Origin of the sequence: Pseudomonas fluorescens (assembly GCF_902497995.1) — a bacterium.
GTDB lineage: Bacteria > Pseudomonadota > Gammaproteobacteria > Pseudomonadales > Pseudomonadaceae > Aquipseudomonas > Aquipseudomonas fluorescens_BK.
The window spans coordinates 56587-77856 of record NZ_CABVII010000019.1; the positions used below are offsets into that span (position 1 = coordinate 56587).

General features: G+C 58.9%; 18 protein-coding genes and 1 pseudogene. 7 read left to right on the plus strand and 12 right to left on the minus strand.

Annotated elements, in window-relative coordinates:
- Both F8N80_RS21270 and F8N80_RS21275 read left to right on the plus strand, forming a co-directional pair.
- Entirely contained in the window at nucleotides 1-3375 is a 3375-nt protein-coding gene (locus F8N80_RS21270; RefSeq protein WP_150784620.1) for a hypothetical protein, read from the plus strand.
- A 203-nt stretch (nucleotides 3376-3578) separates the two neighbouring features.
- Nucleotides 3579-3911, plus strand: a complete 333-nt coding sequence (locus F8N80_RS21275; protein WP_150748441.1) for a hypothetical protein — start codon at nucleotides 3579-3581, stop codon at nucleotides 3909-3911.
- A 73-nt stretch (nucleotides 3912-3984) separates the two neighbouring features.
- On the opposite strand, the gene F8N80_RS21280 is transcribed toward F8N80_RS21275, so the two are convergent.
- The 3 genes from F8N80_RS21280 to F8N80_RS21290 all read right to left on the minus strand — a co-directional run bounded on the left by F8N80_RS21280 (nucleotide 3985) and on the right by F8N80_RS21290 (nucleotide 5626).
- Nucleotides 3985-4443: a glycine zipper 2TM domain-containing protein gene (locus F8N80_RS21280; protein ID WP_150748440.1), complete on the minus strand. Its 459-nt coding sequence runs from the start codon at nucleotides 4441-4443 to the stop codon at nucleotides 3985-3987.
- 14 nt (nucleotides 4444-4457) lie between these two features.
- Complete coding sequence (locus F8N80_RS21285) at nucleotides 4458-4886, minus strand: hypothetical protein (RefSeq protein WP_150748439.1); 429 nt, start codon at nucleotides 4884-4886, stop codon at nucleotides 4458-4460.
- A gap of 62 nt (nucleotides 4887-4948) precedes the next feature.
- A complete protein-coding gene (locus tag F8N80_RS21290) occupies nucleotides 4949-5626 on the minus strand; it encodes a DUF3313 domain-containing protein (RefSeq protein WP_150748438.1) in 678 nt (225 codons plus the stop codon).
- Between the two features lie 418 nt (nucleotides 5627-6044).
- Between F8N80_RS21290 and F8N80_RS21300 the strand changes: the two genes are divergently transcribed.
- A complete protein-coding gene (locus F8N80_RS21300; RefSeq protein WP_224790739.1) occupies nucleotides 6045-6830 on the plus strand; it encodes a transporter in 786 nt (261 codons plus the stop codon).
- 309 nt (nucleotides 6831-7139) lie between these two features.
- Nucleotides 7140-8682 (plus strand): annotated as a pseudogene (locus tag F8N80_RS21305) (arylsulfatase).
- Nucleotides 8683-8923: 241 nt separating this feature from the next.
- Here the strand turns inward: F8N80_RS21305 and F8N80_RS21310 are convergent.
- From F8N80_RS21310 to F8N80_RS21320, 3 genes are all read right to left on the minus strand, one after another.
- Nucleotides 8924-9895 carry an HAD family hydrolase gene (locus F8N80_RS21310; protein WP_224790733.1) on the minus strand — a complete coding sequence of 324 codons (972 nt, stop codon included), beginning with the start codon at nucleotides 9893-9895 and terminating at the stop codon, nucleotides 8924-8926.
- A 194-nt stretch (nucleotides 9896-10089) separates the two neighbouring features.
- Nucleotides 10090-10533: an MAPEG family protein gene (locus F8N80_RS21315; RefSeq protein ID WP_150748433.1), complete on the minus strand. Its 444-nt coding sequence runs from the start codon at nucleotides 10531-10533 to the stop codon at nucleotides 10090-10092.
- Nucleotides 10534-10613: 80 nt separating this feature from the next.
- Nucleotides 10614-11567, minus strand: a complete 954-nt coding sequence (locus F8N80_RS21320) for a diiron oxygenase (RefSeq protein ID WP_150784622.1) — start codon at nucleotides 11565-11567, stop codon at nucleotides 10614-10616.
- Nucleotides 11568-11748: 181 nt separating this feature from the next.
- Between F8N80_RS21320 and F8N80_RS21325 the strand changes: the two genes are divergently transcribed.
- Complete coding sequence (locus F8N80_RS21325; RefSeq protein ID WP_150784623.1) at nucleotides 11749-12705, plus strand: AraC family transcriptional regulator; 957 nt, start codon at nucleotides 11749-11751, stop codon at nucleotides 12703-12705.
- Between the two features lie 27 nt (nucleotides 12706-12732).
- On the opposite strand, the gene F8N80_RS21330 is transcribed toward F8N80_RS21325, so the two are convergent.
- Nucleotides 12733-13770 (minus strand): AraC family transcriptional regulator, encoded by a 1038-nt coding sequence (locus F8N80_RS21330; protein ID WP_150784624.1) that lies wholly within the window; start codon nucleotides 13768-13770, stop codon nucleotides 12733-12735.
- Between the two features lie 110 nt (nucleotides 13771-13880).
- Between F8N80_RS21330 and F8N80_RS21335 the strand changes: the two genes are divergently transcribed.
- Nucleotides 13881-14918 (plus strand): alpha/beta hydrolase, encoded by a 1038-nt coding sequence (locus F8N80_RS21335; protein WP_224790734.1) that lies wholly within the window; start codon nucleotides 13881-13883, stop codon nucleotides 14916-14918.
- A 65-nt stretch (nucleotides 14919-14983) separates the two neighbouring features.
- Here the strand turns inward: F8N80_RS21335 and F8N80_RS21340 are convergent, their stop codons facing one another.
- From F8N80_RS21340 to F8N80_RS21350, 3 genes are all read right to left on the minus strand, one after another.
- Nucleotides 14984-15463, minus strand: a complete 480-nt coding sequence (locus F8N80_RS21340; protein ID WP_150784625.1) for a 2,4'-dihydroxyacetophenone dioxygenase family protein — start codon at nucleotides 15461-15463, stop codon at nucleotides 14984-14986.
- A gap of 111 nt (nucleotides 15464-15574) precedes the next feature.
- A complete protein-coding gene (locus F8N80_RS21345) occupies nucleotides 15575-16447 on the minus strand; it encodes a TauD/TfdA dioxygenase family protein (protein WP_224790740.1) in 873 nt (290 codons plus the stop codon).
- A 583-nt stretch (nucleotides 16448-17030) separates the two neighbouring features.
- Nucleotides 17031-18500, minus strand: coding sequence for a sensor histidine kinase (locus F8N80_RS21350; protein ID WP_150784627.1), 1470 nt, complete (start codon nucleotides 18498-18500; stop codon nucleotides 17031-17033).
- Nucleotides 18501-18764: 264 nt separating this feature from the next.
- Here F8N80_RS21350 and F8N80_RS21355 point away from each other — a divergent pair, with 264 nt between their 5' ends.
- Nucleotides 18765-19199, plus strand: coding sequence for an NUDIX hydrolase (locus F8N80_RS21355; protein ID WP_191632959.1), 435 nt, complete (start codon nucleotides 18765-18767; stop codon nucleotides 19197-19199).
- A gap of 56 nt (nucleotides 19200-19255) precedes the next feature.
- On the opposite strand, the gene F8N80_RS21360 is transcribed toward F8N80_RS21355, so the two are convergent.
- Nucleotides 19256-20020 carry a Mut7-C RNAse domain-containing protein gene (locus tag F8N80_RS21360; RefSeq protein ID WP_150748429.1) on the minus strand — a complete coding sequence of 255 codons (765 nt, stop codon included), beginning with the start codon at nucleotides 20018-20020 and terminating at the stop codon, nucleotides 19256-19258.
- Nucleotides 20021-20193: 173 nt separating this feature from the next.
- The gene (locus F8N80_RS21365; protein ID WP_150748428.1) at nucleotides 20194-21075 is read right to left on the minus strand and encodes a phage antirepressor N-terminal domain-containing protein; all 882 of its coding nucleotides are present in this window, start codon (nucleotides 21073-21075) and stop codon (nucleotides 20194-20196) included.
- Between the last annotated feature and the right edge of the window lie 195 nt (nucleotides 21076-21270).

Here is a 21270-nt window from a genome sequence, read left to right on the forward strand (position 1 = left end):
ATGGCAACCCTCACACCCAATGCGGTGCAGCAAAGCCTCCAGAACAATGGCCTGGCGGCACTTGGCCTCACCACCGTGGCGCTCGGCACGCGCTGGGCCGACGTCACGCCGGGCAGCGGCGACTTCGACAGCATCGCGTTGACGCTGGCCATTGCCGGCACGGTGCGCGCGCCTTTCCTCGGCATCCGCGAAAACCTGTTTCGCGACGCCTCGTCCACCCTGGCTACGGCGGCCCCGGCCAACGCCACCACGCTGGCGCTGGCAGTCGGCACCGGCAGCAGTTTTCCCGCGCCGGTGACGCCGGGCCGCATACTGCTCACGCTGTCGGACAGCTCGGGGAGCAAGCAGGAAGTGGTTGAATGCACCCAGCTCATCGGCGACAGCCTGACGGTCGTTCGCGGCGCGCTCGGCACTGCGAAACAGGCGTTCGGGGACGGCGACCGGGTGACGTTGCGCCTGACGCCGGCGCAGCGCGTCGGCGCGTTCTACGACGTGAACGGCGCGCCGCTCGACGTCAACGCCACCGGCCTGCGCCTGCATCCGCAGGCTGCGGTGCGGCTGCAGACGATTTGCACCGCGCGCTATGCGCCGGCGGGCCAGCCGCTGACGCTGCCGCTGCCGGCCACGCTGCTGGTGCAGGGCGCGGCGGGCTTTCGCGCATCGCGCTGGTACCGCGCAGACGAAACGCTCGACGACGCCAGCGGTGCGATTTCCTTCCACGACGCGCGCGGTTTCATCATCGACCCCATCTATGTCGCCGGGCTGTTCGCCGACCTCAGTGGCGCCGGCGCGCTGCCGGGCCTGATTCCACCTGCCGTCACCGCCGCCGCCAACGGGCCGGGTGGCGTGCAGTCGATTGCCGGACTGGCCGCCGCCGATGTGCGTGTGCACTTCATCGACCCGCACGGCAATGCGCCGCGCATCGCATCGCCGGGCGCCGGCCTGATCACCGACGATGGTGCCGGCACCAGCACCGGCACTGTCTCAGGCAATCTGATCACGCTGGCCACTGGCAATCGTATTGCCGCCAACGCCAGCGCCGCGACCACGCCGCTGCGCTTCGGCTTCGCCACCAACGGCACCCTGAGCGCAAATCCGCTGGCGATTCCGGCGCTGGCCAACGGCGCCATCGCCCGGCGCTTTTACCGAATGATGGTCGTTGACCAGCCCTGGTATCTGCTCGGCAACCGCACTGGGGCGGCGGTGCTGGGCGTTTTGGGGGACGACGGGCGCATTCCGTCCGACCTGCTGCCGGCGGTGCGTGACCAGGTTGATATCGACTACCTCGCCGACGGGCCCGACATGCTGGCCGAGGCGACGCGCATCCTGACGCGCCCGTCGCAAAGCATGATCGTCTCGGTGTCGCCCAACATCGACCAGACGCTGATCACGCCCGCACTGCCGGGCGCGCAAGCGCACTGGCCGACGTTTCCGGCCGTCAACACCAACGCGCCATTTCCAGCGCCGCCCGTGCGGCTGACATCGGCCAATGTCTCGGCAGCCTTTGCCGGCAAGGACGTGGTCGTGACGCTGGCCGCCGGCGCCGCGCCCGACGGCGCGACGGTGCGCATATTTACCCAGCGCTTCGTCGAAATCGCTTCCATCAATGGCGCCGAGCCGTCCTTCGTCCGTGCCGATGGCGGGTCCAACATCGTCAACGGCGCCAGTGCGGTGAATATCCTGCTGCGCAATCCCTTCAACCTAGGGGCGGCGCAACCGCTGCCCAACCCGGCGCTGCTGACGATGGACATCGTCGTCGCGCCGCGCGTCGGCCGGCGCCGGCTGACCGGCGCGGTGGCGGTCAATGTTGCAGCCGGGCCGGCCTCGCCGCCGACCGATCCTTTTTTTGGTCCAGCGTCGGCGAACATCATGGGCATCATGCCCATCAGCCTGCAGGGCGTCAGCGAAGCGCCGCTGTTCGGCATTCCGAGCACCACCGCGCCGCCGCCCGCGCCGCCGGCTACTCTGCGCGACCTGGTGCTCAGCCTGGCGTCCGAGCCGTCGCCGCGCAAGGCGCCGCGGTTGCCGACCATGGGCCGGCTGGAGACAGTCGCCGTCACCGGCACCACCAGCGCGGGGGCGCTGCCCGCCGGCTCGCTGCTCTGGCAGGCGGTGCTGAGCGGCGCCCGATGGGCGGCCGAGTCGCGCTCTGCGCAGCATGCCGACGGCAATCCCGGCAACCCGGCCGGGCCCGATGTGCATGCGCCGGGCGTTGCGGTGACGGGCGCGCTGGCCTACGACCTGGCGCTGCATGCGCTCAAGCGGGCGCAGCCGCTGATTCCGCTGCCGGCGTCGAATGCTGGCACGGTGCAGGGCTGGTTGGTGACGTCGATGGGCGACAACTTCGACGTTCCGTCGGATTCGGCGAACGTCGTGAACACCGGGAGCGGCGTGTTGCTCCAATCCATTGCCGTCGGCTGCGAAACCCCTTGGCTGGCGACTTTCACGCCACCGCCAGCCAACAACACGATCGACCAGATGATCCAGAGCGCGGCCACTGCCATCGGCGTGCCGGCGCCAGCGCTGACCGTCACCGTCAACAACGAGCCGCGCCTGCAGCGCGAGGTGCGCCGCGAGTTTTTTGCCGCCAAGCAGGGCTTTCGGGATGCGCAGTGGTCCCTGCGACGCGCCTTTGCAGAGGCGCGCGAACTGGTCTATATCGAGTCGCCGCAGTTCGCCCGCACTGCGCACGCCACTGGAACCCCGCAGCCCTTCGAAGTCGATCTGGTGGCCGAACTCGCGGCCCGACTGGTGGCGCAGCCGAACCTGCACGTGATCGTCTGCACGCCGCGCCTGTCCGACTTTGCCGACAGCTACAAGACGTTTCACCGGCAGCATTACGCGGCGCGCATGGAAGCCTTCGGCAACCTGCAGGCCGCCGCCAGAGATCGCGTGCTGCTGTTCCATCCGGTCGGTTTCCCGGGCAGGGCGGCTTACATCCGTACCACCTCCGTCATCGTCGATGATGTCTGGTGCCTGGTCGGCGCGACCCACTTTCGCCGGCGCGGCATGACGTTTGATGGCAGCGCGGCGATCGCCTCGTTCGACCGGCAGATCACCGATGGATACTCGACCAAGGTACGCAATTACCGCCGCGCGCTGATGGCTGCGAAGATGAACGTGCCGGCGCCCGCCGCCGGCCAGGCGCTGAGCGGCGAATGGGTGCGACTGGGTCGGCCGGTCTCGGCCTTCGACGTGGTGAACGACCTGCTGAGGCAGGGCGGCTACGGCCGCATCCAGAGCATCTGGCCGGGGCCGCCCGCTTCCGACAACAGCGTGCTGGCGGCACAGCCTGAAGTCGCTGATCCCGACGGTTCGAATGGCGTGACACTGTTCAACACCCTGGCGGGCATGCTCAACGAACTGGGAACCTAGAAGACCCCGAGCGGGTCAGCGCTGCGCGCAAGGCGAGCCGCCGCTTGAGCAGTTCGCGGTCGCGGGTTGGCACGATGCGTCCTTGCTTCTCCAGCCGTGGTCGCCAAGGATTTAGAGCTGATCAGAGGGGACTTGCTACTGGAAAAACTCGTCATGCTGATAGAATCGTACTAGCTACTCATAACATCCCTCTGAGAATTGGCATGAATCAAGAACTAACTGAAGAAGAGATGCGCCGGGCGCTGTTCGGTGCTGGCGAGCAAGTTGCGCAGGACAATGCGCCTCCAGTGCAAAAGCCTCTCTCGGATATCGTGATTACGCAGACGCCGAAAGTGGCAGAGAAAAAGAAGGTCGCGAAAGCATTTACACCTAGGCTGAGAGTCACGCTTCGGGTGGGCAATGAATTTGAAGGCAAGACGCACGAGATGGTCCATGAGGCCGATACGTTAAGTACCCTCCTGGCTGAGCAAGAAGCTACCAGGGCGGCCAGGAAAAAATTCCGATTTGTGGAAGTGGTTTCGATCAAGTCGATGTAGATGGATTTTCACGAGGCTAGCGGGCCAGGCGTCGTCAGTTGCTCGAATTAAACCCGACCCATGCCCCAGCCGTTTAACCGCCTTGCGGCACCACTCGGGCATCATTACCTGAACCTTGGATGTAAACGTTCATACCTTTACCCAGGGATGGATTGATCGGCTGGGTAACCGATACCAGCACGCCACTTTTGACCCGCACGATGATCTGTTGCGCCTCGATCGGTTGGTCGTATTTTTTCTTCTCTGCGTAATTACCGCCAACAGCACCGGCGAGAGCACCAGCAACCATGGCGACATCGCGCCCGGTGCCACGACCGATCAAGCTGCCGATACCTAGTCCGCCAAGGCCTCCGAGTACGGCGCCGACGCCGCTGTCGTGGTTGGTCTGCATCTGCGTCAGCGATATCTGCTCAATCTTCCCTGAGCGAATTTCTATTTCACCGGCACCGCCATCGGTTGATCCCACGGCGGAGCAGGCGCTTATCAGCACGGTCGCCAACGTGAGCGTCAACCAGGACAGGATAGCTTTCATTGTTGTGCACCTCGTTATTGGTATTTGATGGCAATGCCTTTGAGTTTGCGTCCCTGGATCGTTTCTATGCCACGGCTCCACAGAGGGCCAGTCACGTAAGCGGCGACGGGCTGAATGTGGTCGTAAACCACGACTACCGCGTCTGCGCCAAGCTTGGCAGCTTCTTCACGCAATTTTTGCTCGACCTGAGTGATGGGCGGTGCCGGGTCGACCGTGGCATCGATCAGGATTTCGCCCAGCCGCACATGGGGGCGCGTCGGTTCTGCGCGTAATACTTGGACTTCGCTGGGCAGGGTCGGCGCGGGATGTTCGACCCCAACGTAAGCGGTCGTCTGCGCATCCACCGATGCGCAAGCGCTCAGCCCAAGCACACTGGTGATGAGGGCTGCGAGTAGTAACGGTCTGTGCAATCTTGAGAATCGAAGCGATGAAGGGGTCCACATGTCAGCTACCCTCTGCTTGAGTTTGTTCAACCGCCAACGTTTGTTGGTGGTTGAAACGGGAGTCAACTGCGGATGAACGCCCAGAGATCGGCGTTCAGTTTGTCGATCGCGGCTTTGAAGTCCTTGGCAGTAACCTTCTGGCTTTCATTTTCCAGTATGGTGCCAAATACCTTGCGCACCACTTTGGCCACGGTCTGATTGGTTTTCGCGTCGATAAACTCGGCTTCGATGAACAGGTTAGTGTCCTGATCCCGGTGACCGGTGGCTGCCTGCGTCGCCCCGACCACGGCCGCGATCGGCACCACTTCATACCACTTCATGCCTTCGTTGGAGGCGCTCACCCCGGTGATCGCTGCGCGCAGGATCAGGGGTTTTGAGCCGCCCGGTGCAGCGGACGTTTTGGACACTACCCGGTATTTCTGGCCCAGCACGCCTTTGGCCTTGCTGGTCATGTAGTTCTGCAATTCGTCCAGCGTCTGCTGGTTGACCCGCTCGTTGGGTTTGGGCGCCGGATAGAGTTCCAGCTTGTTGAACACCACTGTGTCGTACGCATTTGCGTTCCACGACGGACTCACCCAGCGCATGGCCTTCTCGCCGCTGGTGGTGGTCACTTCTTCCAGGTTGTTGTAGTTGGGCAGAAAGCCGGAGTACTGGTCCCGTTCCGTGACTTTCGAGGTACAACCGCTGAGCAACAGACCGGCCAGTGTGGCGCCGACGAGCAAGTTTCGGGGCAAGTTCATAGCAGTGTGTGCTCCATGGATTGAGTCGTTTTTTTGTTAGCGGTACTTCAGAATCGCCATCGTCGACGGTTTTCGATTGCGATCCGAACGCCGTGGTGTCGACCTGCACGGCGATGTCACCGAACTCCGACCAGTCCTGCCGCTGCCCGGGACATTGGTGCCTGCGTCGCGATCGAAGCTCAGGTCGCCGTAGAGCACCTGCAAGCCAAATACCACTTTCGAGTAAGGGTAGCTGGCGGCCATTGGACACAGGGTCATTAATGGGCGCACCACACACCCTCTCAAGTCGAATTAGCCATAGTCGAGAAAACCTGAACTAAGCTAACGGGGCCGGTTCGGTCACACATAAGTGGTAGTCCATATTCTCAATATCGGGAAGGCGCTACTGATGAAAAAAGGCTTTTACTTCACCCCCGTTATGGCTTTGGCAATTATTTGGCCCAAAATCGGGCTTACTGCCGATAGCCAGGCTGAGCTGGCCAAGCAATCACTGAATCCGGTTGCCGCTCTCTACAGCGTGCCCATTCAGTACAACTGGAACCAGAAACTCGGTCCCAGCGGTGAGGGTTATCAAAGCGTCACCAATGTCCAACCGGTATTGCCATTCAGTCTCAACGACGAGTGGAATCTTATTTCCCGAACCATCTTGCCGATCATCGATCAGCATGGCCTGGTACCTGGCGGGCAGGCAGACAAATCCGGTATCGGTGACGTGACCCAGAGTTTCTTCTTTTCACCCAAACACCCGACCGCAAGCGGCTGGATTTGGGGGGCGGGGCCGGCGATTCTGGTGCCGACTGGCAGCGATGAGCTGTTGAGCGGTGAACAATGGGGGGCGGGGCCCACCGTGGTTGCCCTCAAACAAAGTAATGGCTGGACCCGCGGTATTCTGGCCAACCACATCTGGTCGCTGGACAACAGCCCGCCCGATGACAAAGACAAAATCAACCAAACCTTTCTGCAACCTTTCTTCAGCTACACCACCCATACCTATACAACCTACGGCATTAACACCGAATCCACCTACGACTGGCAAACCCGCGAATGGTCAGTGCCGATTAACCTGTTCGTCACCCAGTTGTTCAAAGTGGGTCATCAACCCATGAGCCTGCAAGCAGGACCGCGCTACTGGGTTGATAGCCCGAAAGATGGCGCTGAGGGCTGGGGATTTCGGGTGGCGTTTACGCTGTTGTTTCCCAAGTAATTCCCCCCCTGCTTATCCAACCCTGTACGGCCCATTGATTCGCTTCGACCGCGACGCCTTCAATTGTGTAAACAACCGTCAAAGCCAAAACAGCTGTTGGGCAAGTGGATTTCCCTGGGTACCTTGTTTTTAGGCGTACGTAATTGTCGATATTTCTAAGTTGCTTTCGAAATAACAAAGCACGCACGCACGGTAAAAAAGATACTGGATTTTCCATTCTTCCTACTACGCTATCTGCGGGGGGCATCCATTTTCGGGAAATGTGCGGGGAATTCTCGAAAATACTCACGTAAGTGTGACGGAGCTCATATGAACCACAGCATACGAACAAGCCTATTGGCGGCCACGGCGCTGCTGTCGCTGGCTGCGATACCTGGCCTGTGCCAAGCGGCCGATAAGGCGCCGAACATTCTTGTCATCATGGGTGACGACATCGGCTGGTCCAATATCGGTGTCTACAACCAGGGCATGATGGCCGGCAGAACCCCCAACCTCGACACCCTGGCCAACGAAGGCATGCGTTTCACCGATTATTATGCAGAAGCCAGCTGCACCGCTGGTCGATCCAACTTCATTACCGGCAGTGACCATTGCCACTGTACTGAAGTCCATGGGCTACGCCACCGGCCAATTCGGCAAAAACCACCTGGGTGACCTGAATCAGTTCTTGCCTACCGTACATGGTTTCGACGAGTTCTTCGGCTACCTCTATCACCTCGATGCCATGGAAGACCCCGCCCACCCCAACTACCCACAAGAACTGTTGGCTACCGTCGGCCCGCGCAATATGGTGCACAGCTGGGCAACCGCCACTGACGATCCGACCGTCATGCCGCGATGGGGCAAAGTGGGCAAACAGAAAATCGAAGACGCCGGCACGCTTTATCCTGAGCGCATGAAAACCGTCGACGACGAAATACGCGACAAGGCCTTCAGCTTTATTGACAAGGCCAAGCAGGACAACAAACCGTTCTTCGTCTGGCTCAACCCGACCCGCATGCACATCGTCACCCACCTCTCCGACAAGTACGAGGCCATGCGCAACTCGCAGAATGGCTGGTCCGAACAGGAAGCGGGCATGGCGCAACTCGATGACGTCGTCGGGGATGTCCTGGCCAAGCTGAAAAAAGACGGCCTGGACGAAAACACCATCGTAGTGTTCACCACCGACAACGGTGCGGAAAACTTCACCTGGCCCGATGGCGGTCAGACGCCGTTCGCCATGGGCAAGGGGACGGTCATGGAGGGTGGCTTCCGGGCTCCGGCGATCATCCGCTGGCCGGGCAAGGTGCCGGCGGGCAAGGTTGAGAACGGCATCATGTCCGGCATGGACTGGTTCCCGACTCTAGTGGCGGCCGCGGGCAACCCGAACATCACCGAGGAACTGCTCAAAGGCAAACAACTGGCTGGCACGAACTACAAGGTGCACCTGGACGGTTATGACCAAACCCCCATGCTCACCGGAAAAGGGCCGTCCAACCGTCACGAAATTTTCTATTTCGGCGAAAGCAATCTGGGTGCGGTACGAATCGACGACTACAAGTACCGCTTCATCGATCAGCCAGACGGCTGGTTGGGTGCCAAGGTCAGTATCGACGTGCCCGTACTGACCAATCTGCGCCTGGATCCGTTCGAACGTACTGGCTGGCCGCAGAACCAGGCGGCCAATGGCTCCATGCAATACTTCGACTGGTTCAGGTTCGAGTTCTGGCGCTTCGTGTTCGTGCAGCAGCAGGTTGCCAAACTCGCCGAAACGGCTATTGAATTCCCGCCGATGCAAAAAGGCGCGAGCTTCAACCTTGATTCGGTAAAAGCCAAGATCGAGGCGGCCAGGGCGGCGATGGGCAAATAGCGTCTGAAACTGATGTGGTCACGTTCCTTAATGAATGCAGGGTTCCGGGATGTTAACTGGCAGCGCCCGAAGCAGTCATTCCTGGCAGTCTGATATTGACCCGAAGCGCCCGGTGCCGCAGACCTGTAAGATCGGTGCTGCGCCACCGGCTGCTTCTGGCCGAGGCTGTGTAAAAACGTGTTCTATTCCTCTCGTATCGATCGATATCGGCCTACAGCTAAAATTCAACTACAGCTGCATTTCACTCGAATGCAAAAATCTTCTTCCAGTCCTTCTTCATGCTGATAACAATCCAGCCTTCGTTTTTCGCTTGGTCATACAACGATTGGGTAAAGGTGCCCACCTTGGTATCCGTTAGTCCTTGCGCCGGGCCATAGGCATATTCACGTTCGCCGTCGTCATGCAATACCAGCATCGCCAGGCGCGCACCCTTGCCGGCCTTGGTGTACTCCAGCATCTGCTTGTCACCGGTGGAATTGCCGAAGGCGGCGTAGGGCTGACGGCCAACCAGCAAGTAAATGTTCTCTGGCTTACCGGCATCGTTGTCGTTGAGCAATATCTTGGGTTGCTTGATCAACTGCGGCTTGCCGCTCTTGTCGTAGCCATATTCGGTCGCCCCGGCACTGCCGACTACCTGTTCCGGAGGCACACCATAGACCTCTTCGGAATAGGCGCGAACGAAGTCCTGACCACCGCCGGTGACGATGTAGGTTTTGTAGCCATTGTCACGCAGGTATTGCATAACTTCCTTCATTGGCTGGTACGTCAGCTCTGTAAAGGGGCGCTTCCAGCGTGGGTCACTGGCTTTGGCCAGCCAGGCATGGACTTGCTGCTTGAACTCGTCCGTGGGCATGCCGCTCAGGGTCACCATGGCAATTTTCAGATAGTCATCAAGGGTCAGTTTCGCCATAGCGGCACGATCCCCCGATAGCACTGTCTTGAAGGGTTCGACGTGAGCCAACTCAGGCTTTGCCTCGACCGCCGCAGGTATGCGACTCAGGCAAAAGAACAATTGACCATAGGCAGGGTGCTCGACCCACAATGTGCCGTCCTGGTCGAAGGTCGCGATGCGCTCGGCCGGCGACACGTATTGAGCATCGCCTTCATGGGTGGTCGCCTTGACGAACTCTACGATGGCTTGCTTGGCCGGCCCTTCATTCCAGGACGGTAAGGGGTCGGCAGCGAACACCGCCATTGAAGCTATCAGACTCATTCCAAGTACGGCGAGGGGCGAACTATAGCGTCGCATGACGTGGGAGTAAGGGCGGTTCGCAGAGGCTACGGAGTTCCAGGTACGCTGCACCAAGATCATGAATTTCATGATGTATACCCATGGTTGGATTGGTAAATCGTTGGTGGTTACATGGCTGCTCACTTTGGCGATGACTACAGCAGTCAGTTGGGAATTCAGTGTAGAGGTTTTGGTAGAACCTGGCCGTAACAAGCTGCTATGACAATGAGCGCGAGAAAACAGACCAACTGAACGCAAAAGAAGGTAAACCGAACCGCCACGAACGTATCGGTTTGCACATGGGATACGTGAACCAGAGACTGGCACACGCGAGCGATCAGGACGAGTACGGACAAGTAGCTCACTGCAGGGCCGTTGACCTCAAGGGCTGAAATCACCCACACGATAGCGCCAAAGACCGGCAGGTTTTCCACGCAGTTCGCGTGTGCTCTTGTCCCGCGCCGATACCAATCCTCGCCTTCGAGCCGATCGCTTCGGAAAGAGGCAATCGGAACATTCGAGAACAGGATCAAGACCCAGCGATACACCCCGACGGTTGCCATCAATAGCAGCAATGTCCAGGTCGCAAATCCAAGCAACATCCACATGGGTATCGTCATGGCTGCCATCCTCGATCAATCGGTTCAGCACGTCATCCCACAGCTGCGCGGCCGACAAGCGGTCGGTCGCGCGCTGTCGATCACTGGCCCATGATGGGTGCCAGTGCGGTCTGAATCCTGAACATCTGTGCGGGTGTTGTCATGTGCGTCAGCAGCCGAGCAAAGTGTGGATGCTGCACGCCCGAGATAATGTATTGCCAGCGGTAGGCGCCCAGCACGCAGGCTTGGATTTGCGCGGACTCATCGACACTGAGTGATCGTGAAACATTTCCCGTGAAGTAGTCGGCATCGGCGGCCGATTGTGCCTGCAAGATGGCGTCGACGGCCGCCACCAGCGCAATCAGATCGTTCACTGCCTGGTCGCGTTCGGCTGGCGAGCGTTTGGCGTGTTCCGCCTTCCACTCCAGTTCATCGAGTACTACGTGACGGCTTTCATCCTTCCAGTGAAATTTGAAAACATCCTTGAACAGTGGGCACAACTCCTCGCGCGGGGCGATGCTTTGCGCGTAGTGCGTTTGAACGAACAGCTCGATATGACAGGTCAGCGCCAGCACCGACCAGGTGCTGGCCGCCAGTACCGCGCGGGCCACCTCGTTTGGATCGGCAACTTGACGATATCCCGCGGGCATTTGCGAACCCATCATCGTCTCCATGCGCCGGAACAGCTCCTGGTGCTTGATCTCGTCGCTGGAAAAGCGCACCAGTGCTTCGAGTGCGAGTTGATCGTCAAAGACGTGGGCGCGACCTTGATCGAGCATTTTGGCACTGATAAAGCGCTCGACCAGGCCAAAGAGGTACGCATAGGTTCGGCCCTGAAGCTGACTGAGCAGGCGCGCCTCGTCCGCGGCGAGAAACGTCAGGCGGTCGATCCGCGACAGTCCGTCGGGCAAGAATTTGCGCGAGAAGTCGAAGCTGCGGTCCTGTAGCAAATCGCGATCGATCTGCCATTCCGCTCTCTTCGATGATCTGACAAGTTGAGCATAACGGGCGGCGTTGCCCGAATCTGAACCGGGTATGGTCGCGACGGTGTTCATATCGATCTCCTGCGTTGGGCAGTTACGGTTGACGGCGGAACCAATGACCGATGGTGAAGCCTCTGGGGGTGGTCTCGATCGCCGAGTCCGCGTTGGTGCTAATCTAGGCCTCGCCGTTCAGGTGATGAATGACCGTTGCGCCTGATTACCTGCTCCGGACTCCGGAAAGGAGGGCTGGCAATTGTTGGATGCGCTTTCTGATGTCTTGCGGGTGATTCGGCTGTCTGGAGGGGTTTTCCTCGAGGCGGAATTCACTGCGCCCTGGTGCATCAGCGGAAGGATCTCGGCGGACGATTGCAAACCGTTCCTGGCGGCTCCCCGACATATCATTGCCTCGCATTTTGTCGCCGCGGGGCACATGCAAATACGCATCGACGGTGGTGCCGCCATCGACGTGGGGGCAGGCGAACTCGTTTTGCTACCTTGCAACGACGCTCATTCTTTTGGCAGCGACCTGAGCATTGCGCCCATGTCGGCGAGGGACGTTGTCCAGCCGCCGGAAGTCGGCGGCATTTCACGGATCAAGTACGGCGGGGGCGGGGAGGCCACGCAGTTATTGTGCGGATTCCTCGGCTCTGAAACACCCTTCAGTCCGTTGCTTTCGTCGCTGCCATCCTTATTGAAACTGGACCTGCGCGCGACGGCTTCGGGCGCCTGGATCGAAAGCTCATTCCGTTTCGCGGTCAGTGAGATCGCGGCGGGGCGCGTCGGCTCGACAACGGTCATCGCCAAGCTATCTGAATTGCTGTTTGTCGAAGCTGTCAGCCAGTATGTCGCCAGCCTCCCCGCTGAGCGGCGCGGGTGGCTGGCGGGTTTGCGAGATCCGCATGTCGGGCGCGCACTGGCGCTGCTCCATGCTCGTCCCACCGAGAGCTGGACAGCAGAAGCCCTGGCTCTGGAAGTGGGCATGTCGCGCTCGGTATTCGCGCAACGATTCACTGCATTGGTCGGACAGCCACCGATGCAATACCTGACGCTCTGGCGCATGCACGTGGCCGCTCAGCACCTGCGCGAAGGTCGCGGTAATGTGGCGCAGATCGGCTTTGCAGTTGGCTACGAATCCGAAGCCGCATTCAGTCGCGCATTCAAACGCCAGTTCGGCACATCACCCGGCACTTGGCGCAGACAATCGGCATGATAAGGCCAGTGCCGATGGACACTCTGATCAAGCATGCGCTATGGACCCGGGTATCGCCTTGCGCTCTCGGTAGCAGGCAGCCCAATCCGAGGGTGTCTTGCCAAAGTGACTGCGGAACCAGCGTGAAAAGTCACCGGCAGAGGAAAAGCCGAGGAGTTCGGCGACCTCATACAGTCGGCGTTTGCTGTTGGAGAGATACTCTTCGGCGAGTTCAGCACGTACAGCACTGATGATCGTTGTGACACTCTCACCTTCGACCGCCAGGTGTCGGTTAAGCGTGCGTCGATGCACGCCAAGATGTTGGGCCACAACATCGACCGAACACAGCCCGCTTGGCAACAGCATCTTGACGATCTGGCGCACCCGCTGCGCCGGCTCGTCGCGCAGGTTAGTCAACAGCATGTCCAGCGATCGCTTCACTTCGCGATGCAGCGCCGGGTCTGCAGCAGGGATTGCCATATCCAGATCGCGCCCGCGGCAAACGATGACATTGAATTCCTGTGAAAACTCGATCGATGTTCCCAGCACGCGGTGGTGCACTTGCAGGCTGGCAGGGCATTCGTGAGTGAAGCAGACCCTTACCGGCCGGAAGGCATCGCCGCTCAGAATGCTCAACGTGCGCAATACAATACCGGTCGACTGTTCTATAGCCTGGCGCCAGACGCCGTGATGGCCCTGCATATTCACACCCACATGCAGCAGGATCAGGTCGCCTGCATCCTCAAGCCGCAATTGCACACCGGCATTATGCAGTCGCAAATAGCGCAAGCAAGATTGCAAGGCGGCGCGCAGTGTCGGTTCTTCGCGGATGAGCAGCGCCAGCATGCCAAAGTTGGAAAGGTGTCTCCTTTCCGCGAGCAGCAGTCCAAAGGCCTCTTGGCCGGACAAGCGGGCTGACTCCTCCAGCAGCCACCCAACCGAATCGCTACTGACCATGATATTCGGATCGTCGAGGACACTGGCCGGCAGCTTGGCGATCCGCAGCATACGGAAAGGATCGAGCCCCACTGAACGGGCAACCTGCTCATAGTCGGTAATGCTAGCGCTTCGCGTCAGGGTATACATGCTTTCCCTCATGTCCCAATTTCACCAGATTGTGTCCTGAAAAGCTTAGTGCATAGCACCCTGCCAGGGCTACCTTCAGGCCGACAATTGAAAATAGATGGAGGTAGATAATGGATACGCGCACTGCAATGCGCATCGGTCAACCGCTCACCGCAACGCGGCAAGTAGATGTCGACGACCCCGATGCATTCAACCACTGCTTTGCCGAAATCAATGGCATTCGTATGCATTACATCGATGAGGGGCAGGGCCCGCTTGTCATTCTGCTGCACGGTTTCCCATACCTTTGGTACATGTGGCGGCGCCAGATACTGGCTTTGGCCGAGGCCGGCTTTCGGGTCGTCGTTCCCGATCAACGGGGATTTGGGCAAACGGATCGACCAGACGCCATTGAAGCCTATGATATGAGTCAGGCAGTCGGCGACATGGTTGGTTTGATGGCGACCTTGGGCGAAACGTCTGCGGTAATCGTTGGACATGACTTGGGTGCATGGGTCGCTCAAGCGTCGGCCATGTTGCGACCGGATCTGTTCCGTGGCCTCGTGATGCTCAATACACCGGTGCCACCGCGCGGCAAGGTCAAACCGACCGTAGGTTTGCAGGCAATGGCCAAGGGCAGGGTGTACCACCATCTGTACTTCCAGCAACTCGGTAAGCCGGATCGCGAGTTAGCCAGTGATCCGCGCAAGACGTTGCGCAGCGTCTTCTACTCAATCTCCGGCAACGCCGTCGGTGCGGAGCGCTGGCGCCTGTTCGTCGAGCCGGGTGAGCCCATTCTCAACGCCTTCACCGAGCCGAAGGCGCAATTCCCGTCATGGTTGAGCGCACGGTCGCTCGACTACTACGTCGCTGAATATACGCGCACAGGGTTTACCGGTGCTCTGAATTACTACCGCTGTCGCGACCGGAATTGGGAAATCACAGCATTTCTCGACGGTGCAGTGGTACGTCAGCCGAGCATGTTCATCGGTGGTGCTGCCGACCCTTCACTCGAGCCGATCGAAATCCGCAGTCTCTACGACCAGCTCGACACCTATCTACCCGCACTGCAGAAGAAGGTACTGCTACCCGGCGTGGGCCATAGCGCCGCGGAAGAGAGCGCCGATCAAGTCAACGAATTGCTCCTGATGTTTCTCAGGCAGTTCTAATGATCGGGGCGAGCGCCTTGACGCGCTCGCCCCGATTCGCGTTTTTCGCGGCAATGCCCTGTTACTCAGTTGAATGCCGTGAGGTCTTTTGGCGTGATGCCATGCTGCTCGCAATAGGCAAGATAACGTTGCAGCCCGGACTTCCAGTTTTCGAGCGCGACGATGTTGTCGTTCCCATCCAGGAACGCGAGATCACCATTTACCTGAACCAGCGTGAGCACGTATCCGTCTCCACTTGCGGTGCTGACGACTTCCGGCGTGTGAGTCGATCCGGCCGTCTCGTACACGATGCTGCCAGGGCCGGCGATCCAGTCATGCTCCTTGTATTTCCACTGGCCTTCGAACGTGTAGACCATGACCGTTCCAGTGTGGTGATGCTTGGGGAGTTGCATGTCGATCGGCGCTTTCATCATGACGATCCATTCACCACGGATCGGGTCGAGCTTGAAGTACTTCAGCAGGACGTTTTGCGCATAGGGCGTAAACGGCACCCACGGCAGCGATTCGCCATCGATGACTGCGGTGTCGACGTGTTCGTAGAGCATATCCATCTCCATTGATGCAGTTGAGGTCGAGCATTGGTGAGGGGCCAGGGCTGCCCGACTGTCTCTCATGGTCGGGAACCCTGGACTCCCCGGGGGGGGGGACGATTCGGATCAGGCGAGAGGGGAGCCCGCGAGGGTGGCGCGCAGCATCTTTCTTGGCGCATTGCCGTAGTCAGCCGCCGCGTAGTGCTGGACTTGCAGGTTGTCCCACATGGCAATCGTGTTGGTTCGCCACTTCAGACGTACCTGATACTCCGGAATCGTGGCCTGAGACGTCAGGTAGTTCATCAAATGATGAGCCTCCGGCATGAAGTCCTGGCCGTAGCGGATGTCCTTGAAGTTGAAGAAATTCGAGAAATGGGTGGTGAACGCCGAGTTGACGAACAGCACCTTTTCGCCCGTTTCAGGATGGGTAAGCACTACGGGGTGTTCAGCGGCGGGGGTCTTCAGGGCCATCGCGTGCCGTTCTTCGCGGGGTAACTGGGCACCAAAGGACTGCTCGGCACCGTGCTTTGCATACAAGCCATCGATCCGTTGCTTGATGGTTTCAGGCAGGTTTTCGTAGGCCATCACCATGTTGGACCACAGGGTGTCTCCGCCGGTGTCCGGACCCAGTTCGCAGCGCAACACCGCGCCGCGGGGCGGAGCCTTCTTGAAGGTGACATCGGCATGCCAAAGGTTTTCGCGGCTGGCCTTCTCGACGTAGCTCTTGGGCTTGCCCGGATCGAGATTGCGATACAGCATCAGCAGCTTGTCCGCCTCTGGATGGCTCGGTGCCAGGGGATGACCTTCCAGTTCACCGAATTGAGCGGCGAAGTTCTGTTGCTCCATCGGGGTGATGTCCTGATCGCGGAAGAACAGCACTTTGTGCTTCAGCCACAGGGCCCGGATTTCCGCGATCATTTCCGGGTCATGTGCAGCGTCGACAAGGCTGATGTTGCTGAGCTCGGCACCGATGGCGGGCGTGCAACGCTCTACCTTGATCGAATGCTGGCGCACCGACGGCCGGATGATGGCCGGTGCCGAGGGTGCCGAGGGTGCCGAGGGTGCCGAGGGTGCCGAGGGTGCAGTTGGTGAAGTTGGCGAAGTGGTGTCTTGGGCTTCGGCGACTGTTGTCATTGTGCTCTCCAATTTGTACTTTTGCGGCGGTGCGCAATAGGAAAATCCGGCAGGTGTAACTGGGCCTCTGTCAGTCGGGCACGGGCGCCGCCTCATCGGTCCACGGGACTGATAGTAGGTACTGAGGCTGCGATGCCATGGGCATTGCGGGACAACTTCTTCGCATATTGGGACGCTGAGCCGGGGCCTGGAAGGCAGGCAGCGACCACCCTCCGGCGCACTCTTGACGGCGAAGCCAGTAATCGTGGGTCGGGATCTGTTACGTCAGAAACGTCGAGGGGAGGGCGGCAGACCAAGGCAAGGTGGCAGGCCAGGATTACTGAGAGGCGCGGGAGCGGCCGACGAGTCTGCCTTTCTACTTATGCGTAAATGTACCGCCCCATACGGATCACATGGGGCAGCCTTCACTTAGTCATCAGCTTTGCGAACGGCTGCTCGCGGACGAGGACTAGCTCAACGCGCTGCCCCTTCTTTCCACAACCTTGAAACTCAAGTGCACTGATGTTCCCTGTGGTTCGTGGTTGGTCAGACTGGCCTCTCCACCAAAACTTTCCATGATCTGCTTCACCATGATCAGCCCGATACCTAGCCTGCCTTGCCTGGTGGTGTAGAAGGATTTGAAAGCCATCATTTCTTGCTTCCGTGAGGTTCCTTCCCCGGAATCACCAATGGTCAGATGCAGCCATTGGTTGGCTTCATCCACACTGGCCTGAAAGGTTAATTTCCCTCCTCCCGGCATCGCCTCTATGGCATTGGCAATGACGCTATTGAGAATCTGAGAAAGCAAAAGCGGATTAGTAATTATCCGAGGGGCGGGCTCATTTTTGAACGCGACCTGGATTCTTGATTGAGTCAGTTGCGCACTGAAGCTGTTCAGTGTGGCCTGTACCACCGCCATTGGCTCCACCAGCTCTGCCTCTCCACGGATCGGGCGCAAGCACAGCAGCAACTCATGCACCCACTGCGACATCCGATCCACCTGACCCACAATGTCGTCGATGTTCTTCTTCGCGGGTTGAGCGTCCATGTCGTTCGCCAATTCTGCGCTCGAGCGGATGCAGGCCAGGGGGTTCCGAAGACTATGGGCGACCGCCGTGGACATCTCGACCAAACCCACGTAGGTCTTGTTGGCGACGAGCTGCGCTTCCTGTGACGCCAGCTGGATCGATGCCCGTCGGACAATCCAATAAAGCCCGAAGTAAAGGAGCAGGCCGCCCACTGCCGTAGACAGCCAAATTATCCAGTGGCCACGATCGAGGCGTTCGATCAGGTCGACCGGTTCCTTGTAAATTTCAACCACCGCCAGGGTATTCCCCAGGTCATCTACCAGAGGGATATAGCTTTCGATGAAGAACATTTTGGGAGGATGCAAAAATTGCTGTTCGGGACGGATTTCATCAGCATTGCTGTATTTGGTAGAAACCCGGTCTTTAGAGCTGAATGCCGCTTCAAGAGCCTCGTCGTTGAGAAATTTTTGTCCGATAAGCTGCGCATTGGTCGACCACATCACTGTCCGAAGAGGGGAGTAGATGCTTATCAGGAGTGAGTCCGGGAGGTGTGAAAGGTGGTCGAGGAACTCGGAGCGTGCACGTTGCCTGTTCTGCGACATTTCTTCCGACAGCATTCCATATTGGGTAGCTGCCAGAACGTCGCCCATCCGCATCCCGGCCAACCCGTGGTGACGTATCTCACCCTTGGCGATGGTCTGGATAAACTGCGCTGACAATAGGGCATCGCGCTCCAGGCTTTCGATGACTAGAAAACGCGTCGCCACTGAACCCAGCCCAAAAGCTATCACGCTGATGAGGATGAAACTGATAATCGAAAACCACCGCAGAAGGTTCAATTGCCTGGTCGGCGTAATTGAGTCAGCCGCTTTGCGATGCAGACGTCTAAACAATGCCGATATTGCGTTCATGGAGAGAATCCCTTGGTGTGCTTTATATCCCTATGCAGCGGCCTGAATCTCTCATAGGAGCTTGGGTGCTGGTTCAGCATTTCCTGCACTGACGAATCCTAGCCTAGCGCTGCCGAGATGAGGCAGCCACCCTCAGAGTTCGTCGCACGTGAAGTTGTAATACTGGACGGTCATCATAACGACATCTTCGTCGCGCACTCTGGTCGACGAGCTACTGATGGTGCTTGACCTACCTATTCAATAATAAGACGGAAGGTATCGCTCATGGGGGCAATGGAAGCCGAGACCGCAAAGGACAAGAATCTGAAAAGGCGAGCGACGGTGATCTATCGCCGCGACGAAGAGATTCTTTTTGTGCGCAAACGCAATGCGAAGTGGAACCTGCCCGGCGGTCGCGTCGAGCAAGGCGAGACGCCCCTGCAGGCTGCCGTGCGTGAAATGGCAGAAGAGACCGGTTTGACCTTTGACCAACTCGCCTACGTCTCCGAATACGAGCAGGACAAGGTTATCCATTTCCTCTTCGAAGCTCGGCGGACAGGGCAGCGCAAACCCCGCCCATGTAACGAGATCGATGATTGTCGCTGGTTTTCAACGAAGGAGTTGGACAAACGAAATGTTCGTGGATCGATCAGGACGTTGCTCAAGCGCTGTGCGTCCGACTCGCCGAATAGATCAGCGGCAAGCAACTCATTTGCCTGACGCAACCGACTGCTTTGGGCCGTTATCTACTTGATGCAAAAGCCAGTGATCCCTGGCTACAGCTGGCCCGATGTGCCCGGCTTTCGGTCCAGCAGCGGTGCCAGCAGTGCACACATGCCGCGCCAGTGCGAACCCTCCCAGTAAATCCGTTGGCAGGTGTCGCAGTGCAGGAAGCGCGAATAGAGGGCGCCAACCCGTGGCGGCACCTGTGGCCGGGCCAGTTCCGGGCTGATCTCGCGCAGCGGCAGGTTGCAATGAAGGCACAGGCTGAAGGGCCGCGCGCTACGCGCCAGGTCGAGGCGCTCGTACAATTCGCGCAGCTGCAGCGACGGTTTCAGGGCATGCACGTAACAGCCGTGGCTGATGATCCGCCGCTTGAGCAGTTCGCGGTCGCGGGTTAGCACGATGCGTCCTTGCTGCGCAGCGATCTCGGCGATCTCGCCATCCTCGAAGCCATTGTCGTAGAGGGTGTCGAAGCCGCTCATGCGCAGCAGGCTGGCCAGCCCGCCCAGGTGCGCATCAGCGACGAAGCGCAGCACCCGTAAAGGTTGCGCACGAACCTTGAGCAGCGGGCTGATGTCCAGCGCTTCGAACTTGGGATACACCGCCAGCCGGTCACTGTCGAGGATCACCCGCTCGAAGCCCACCGACTCGCCGTTGAGCAGCACCAACTCGACCTCCGTGTGCGGTATCCCGAGCGCCTCGATCATGTGCTTGACCGTCGCCCCTCGCGCGCACTCGCAGGTGAATGACTGCCGCCGCCGTTCGGCCGGCAGGAAATCGTTGAGCTCCTCGTAGAAGCGGAAGGTTGCACTGGTCATACTGAACAGTATGGCAGGGCTGCAGGATGAGCGAGTCTAGTGCGGACATCTTCTGCGGCAGGCCCCAAACTACGATCGTAACGATGCTGAACTTCCCGGGTGGCGGTCGACGACGCCTGTAGCCCGGCAAAAAAAAACGCAGTCGCGGGCTCTCTCGGCAGGGGTAAATCCAGTCAGGCTGTATTTCGCCTGGCCGGATATTTATCGAGGGCTTCAAAAACATCTCGTTCACGGCGAATGGGCCACTCAAATACCCAGCATTTCAACGATATACGTTCTATAGCGCTGTGTTGAGTCGTATTACTGACATAACGTGGATGCTTGGACTCTCTCATCGCCTGGCGTAATTCGCGGGTGAACTTGATCTCGATGTTGTGTTTTTTGAATAGTTGCGCAAGGTGGGGAAGCTGTAAGTAGAGAAAATCCTTCGACGGGGTGCAGTGGTTGTAGCGCACACCCTTGCTGTCCAGAAACGCCAGCGCATCCCAGAACTCGACCAATATGTCGGCAGTAGGTGGTGTCCCAGTCCCGATGGTGGTCAGGTCGGGGACTGACAAGCCTAACTGGTGGGAGGCGAGTGCGACTTGCTCATGGATTGCAGTGCGTATGGCGTTGTCGCAGGTTCGACTCAATTCCTTGAGCAGTGCAACCCGATGGCGTGAGAGGGCTATCAGTTGAGCAACGTTCGGCGATTCTGCGCGAGAAGTGCTGCCCTTGGTCCAGTAGTCCCACAACACGTCGTCGCATTCTTCCTGGTAGCGAATGATCTTGGCGCGAAACTCGGGCTTCACCTTGTCCGGGCTTATTGAGTAGAGCCACGCCGGAAGCTTGCGAAGGGGGAGACAGGTCATTGCGTATTGTTTGCCATCACCTCCAGTTGTGGTCAGTTCAACCATAACCGAATTAAATCTCTCCTCCAGTTTTCGGAACTGCGTTTGCCAGTCCAGTCCCATATTTGTGACGATCGGCTTCACAGCTACAAACGGAACAGTACCCTGACCAACCAGAACTACCGTGTCCTCGTAGAACGGAACAGGCATCAGATGCTCCTGCATGGCGGTGCTCCTTTTTTGTGACTACATGCCCGAATATTCGCCGAGCCAAAGCCGGTAAAACCCGAACCAAAAAAATGTCAGCATCATGGCTGCTAGTCTAGTGCTCTTTGCCCGTTGGTCCAGTAAAAACGTGGTCTCCAGCCGTCTCGGGACAAACGCTGGATTGCTGCCGGCAGCTAATGCTTGCTTCTGGCC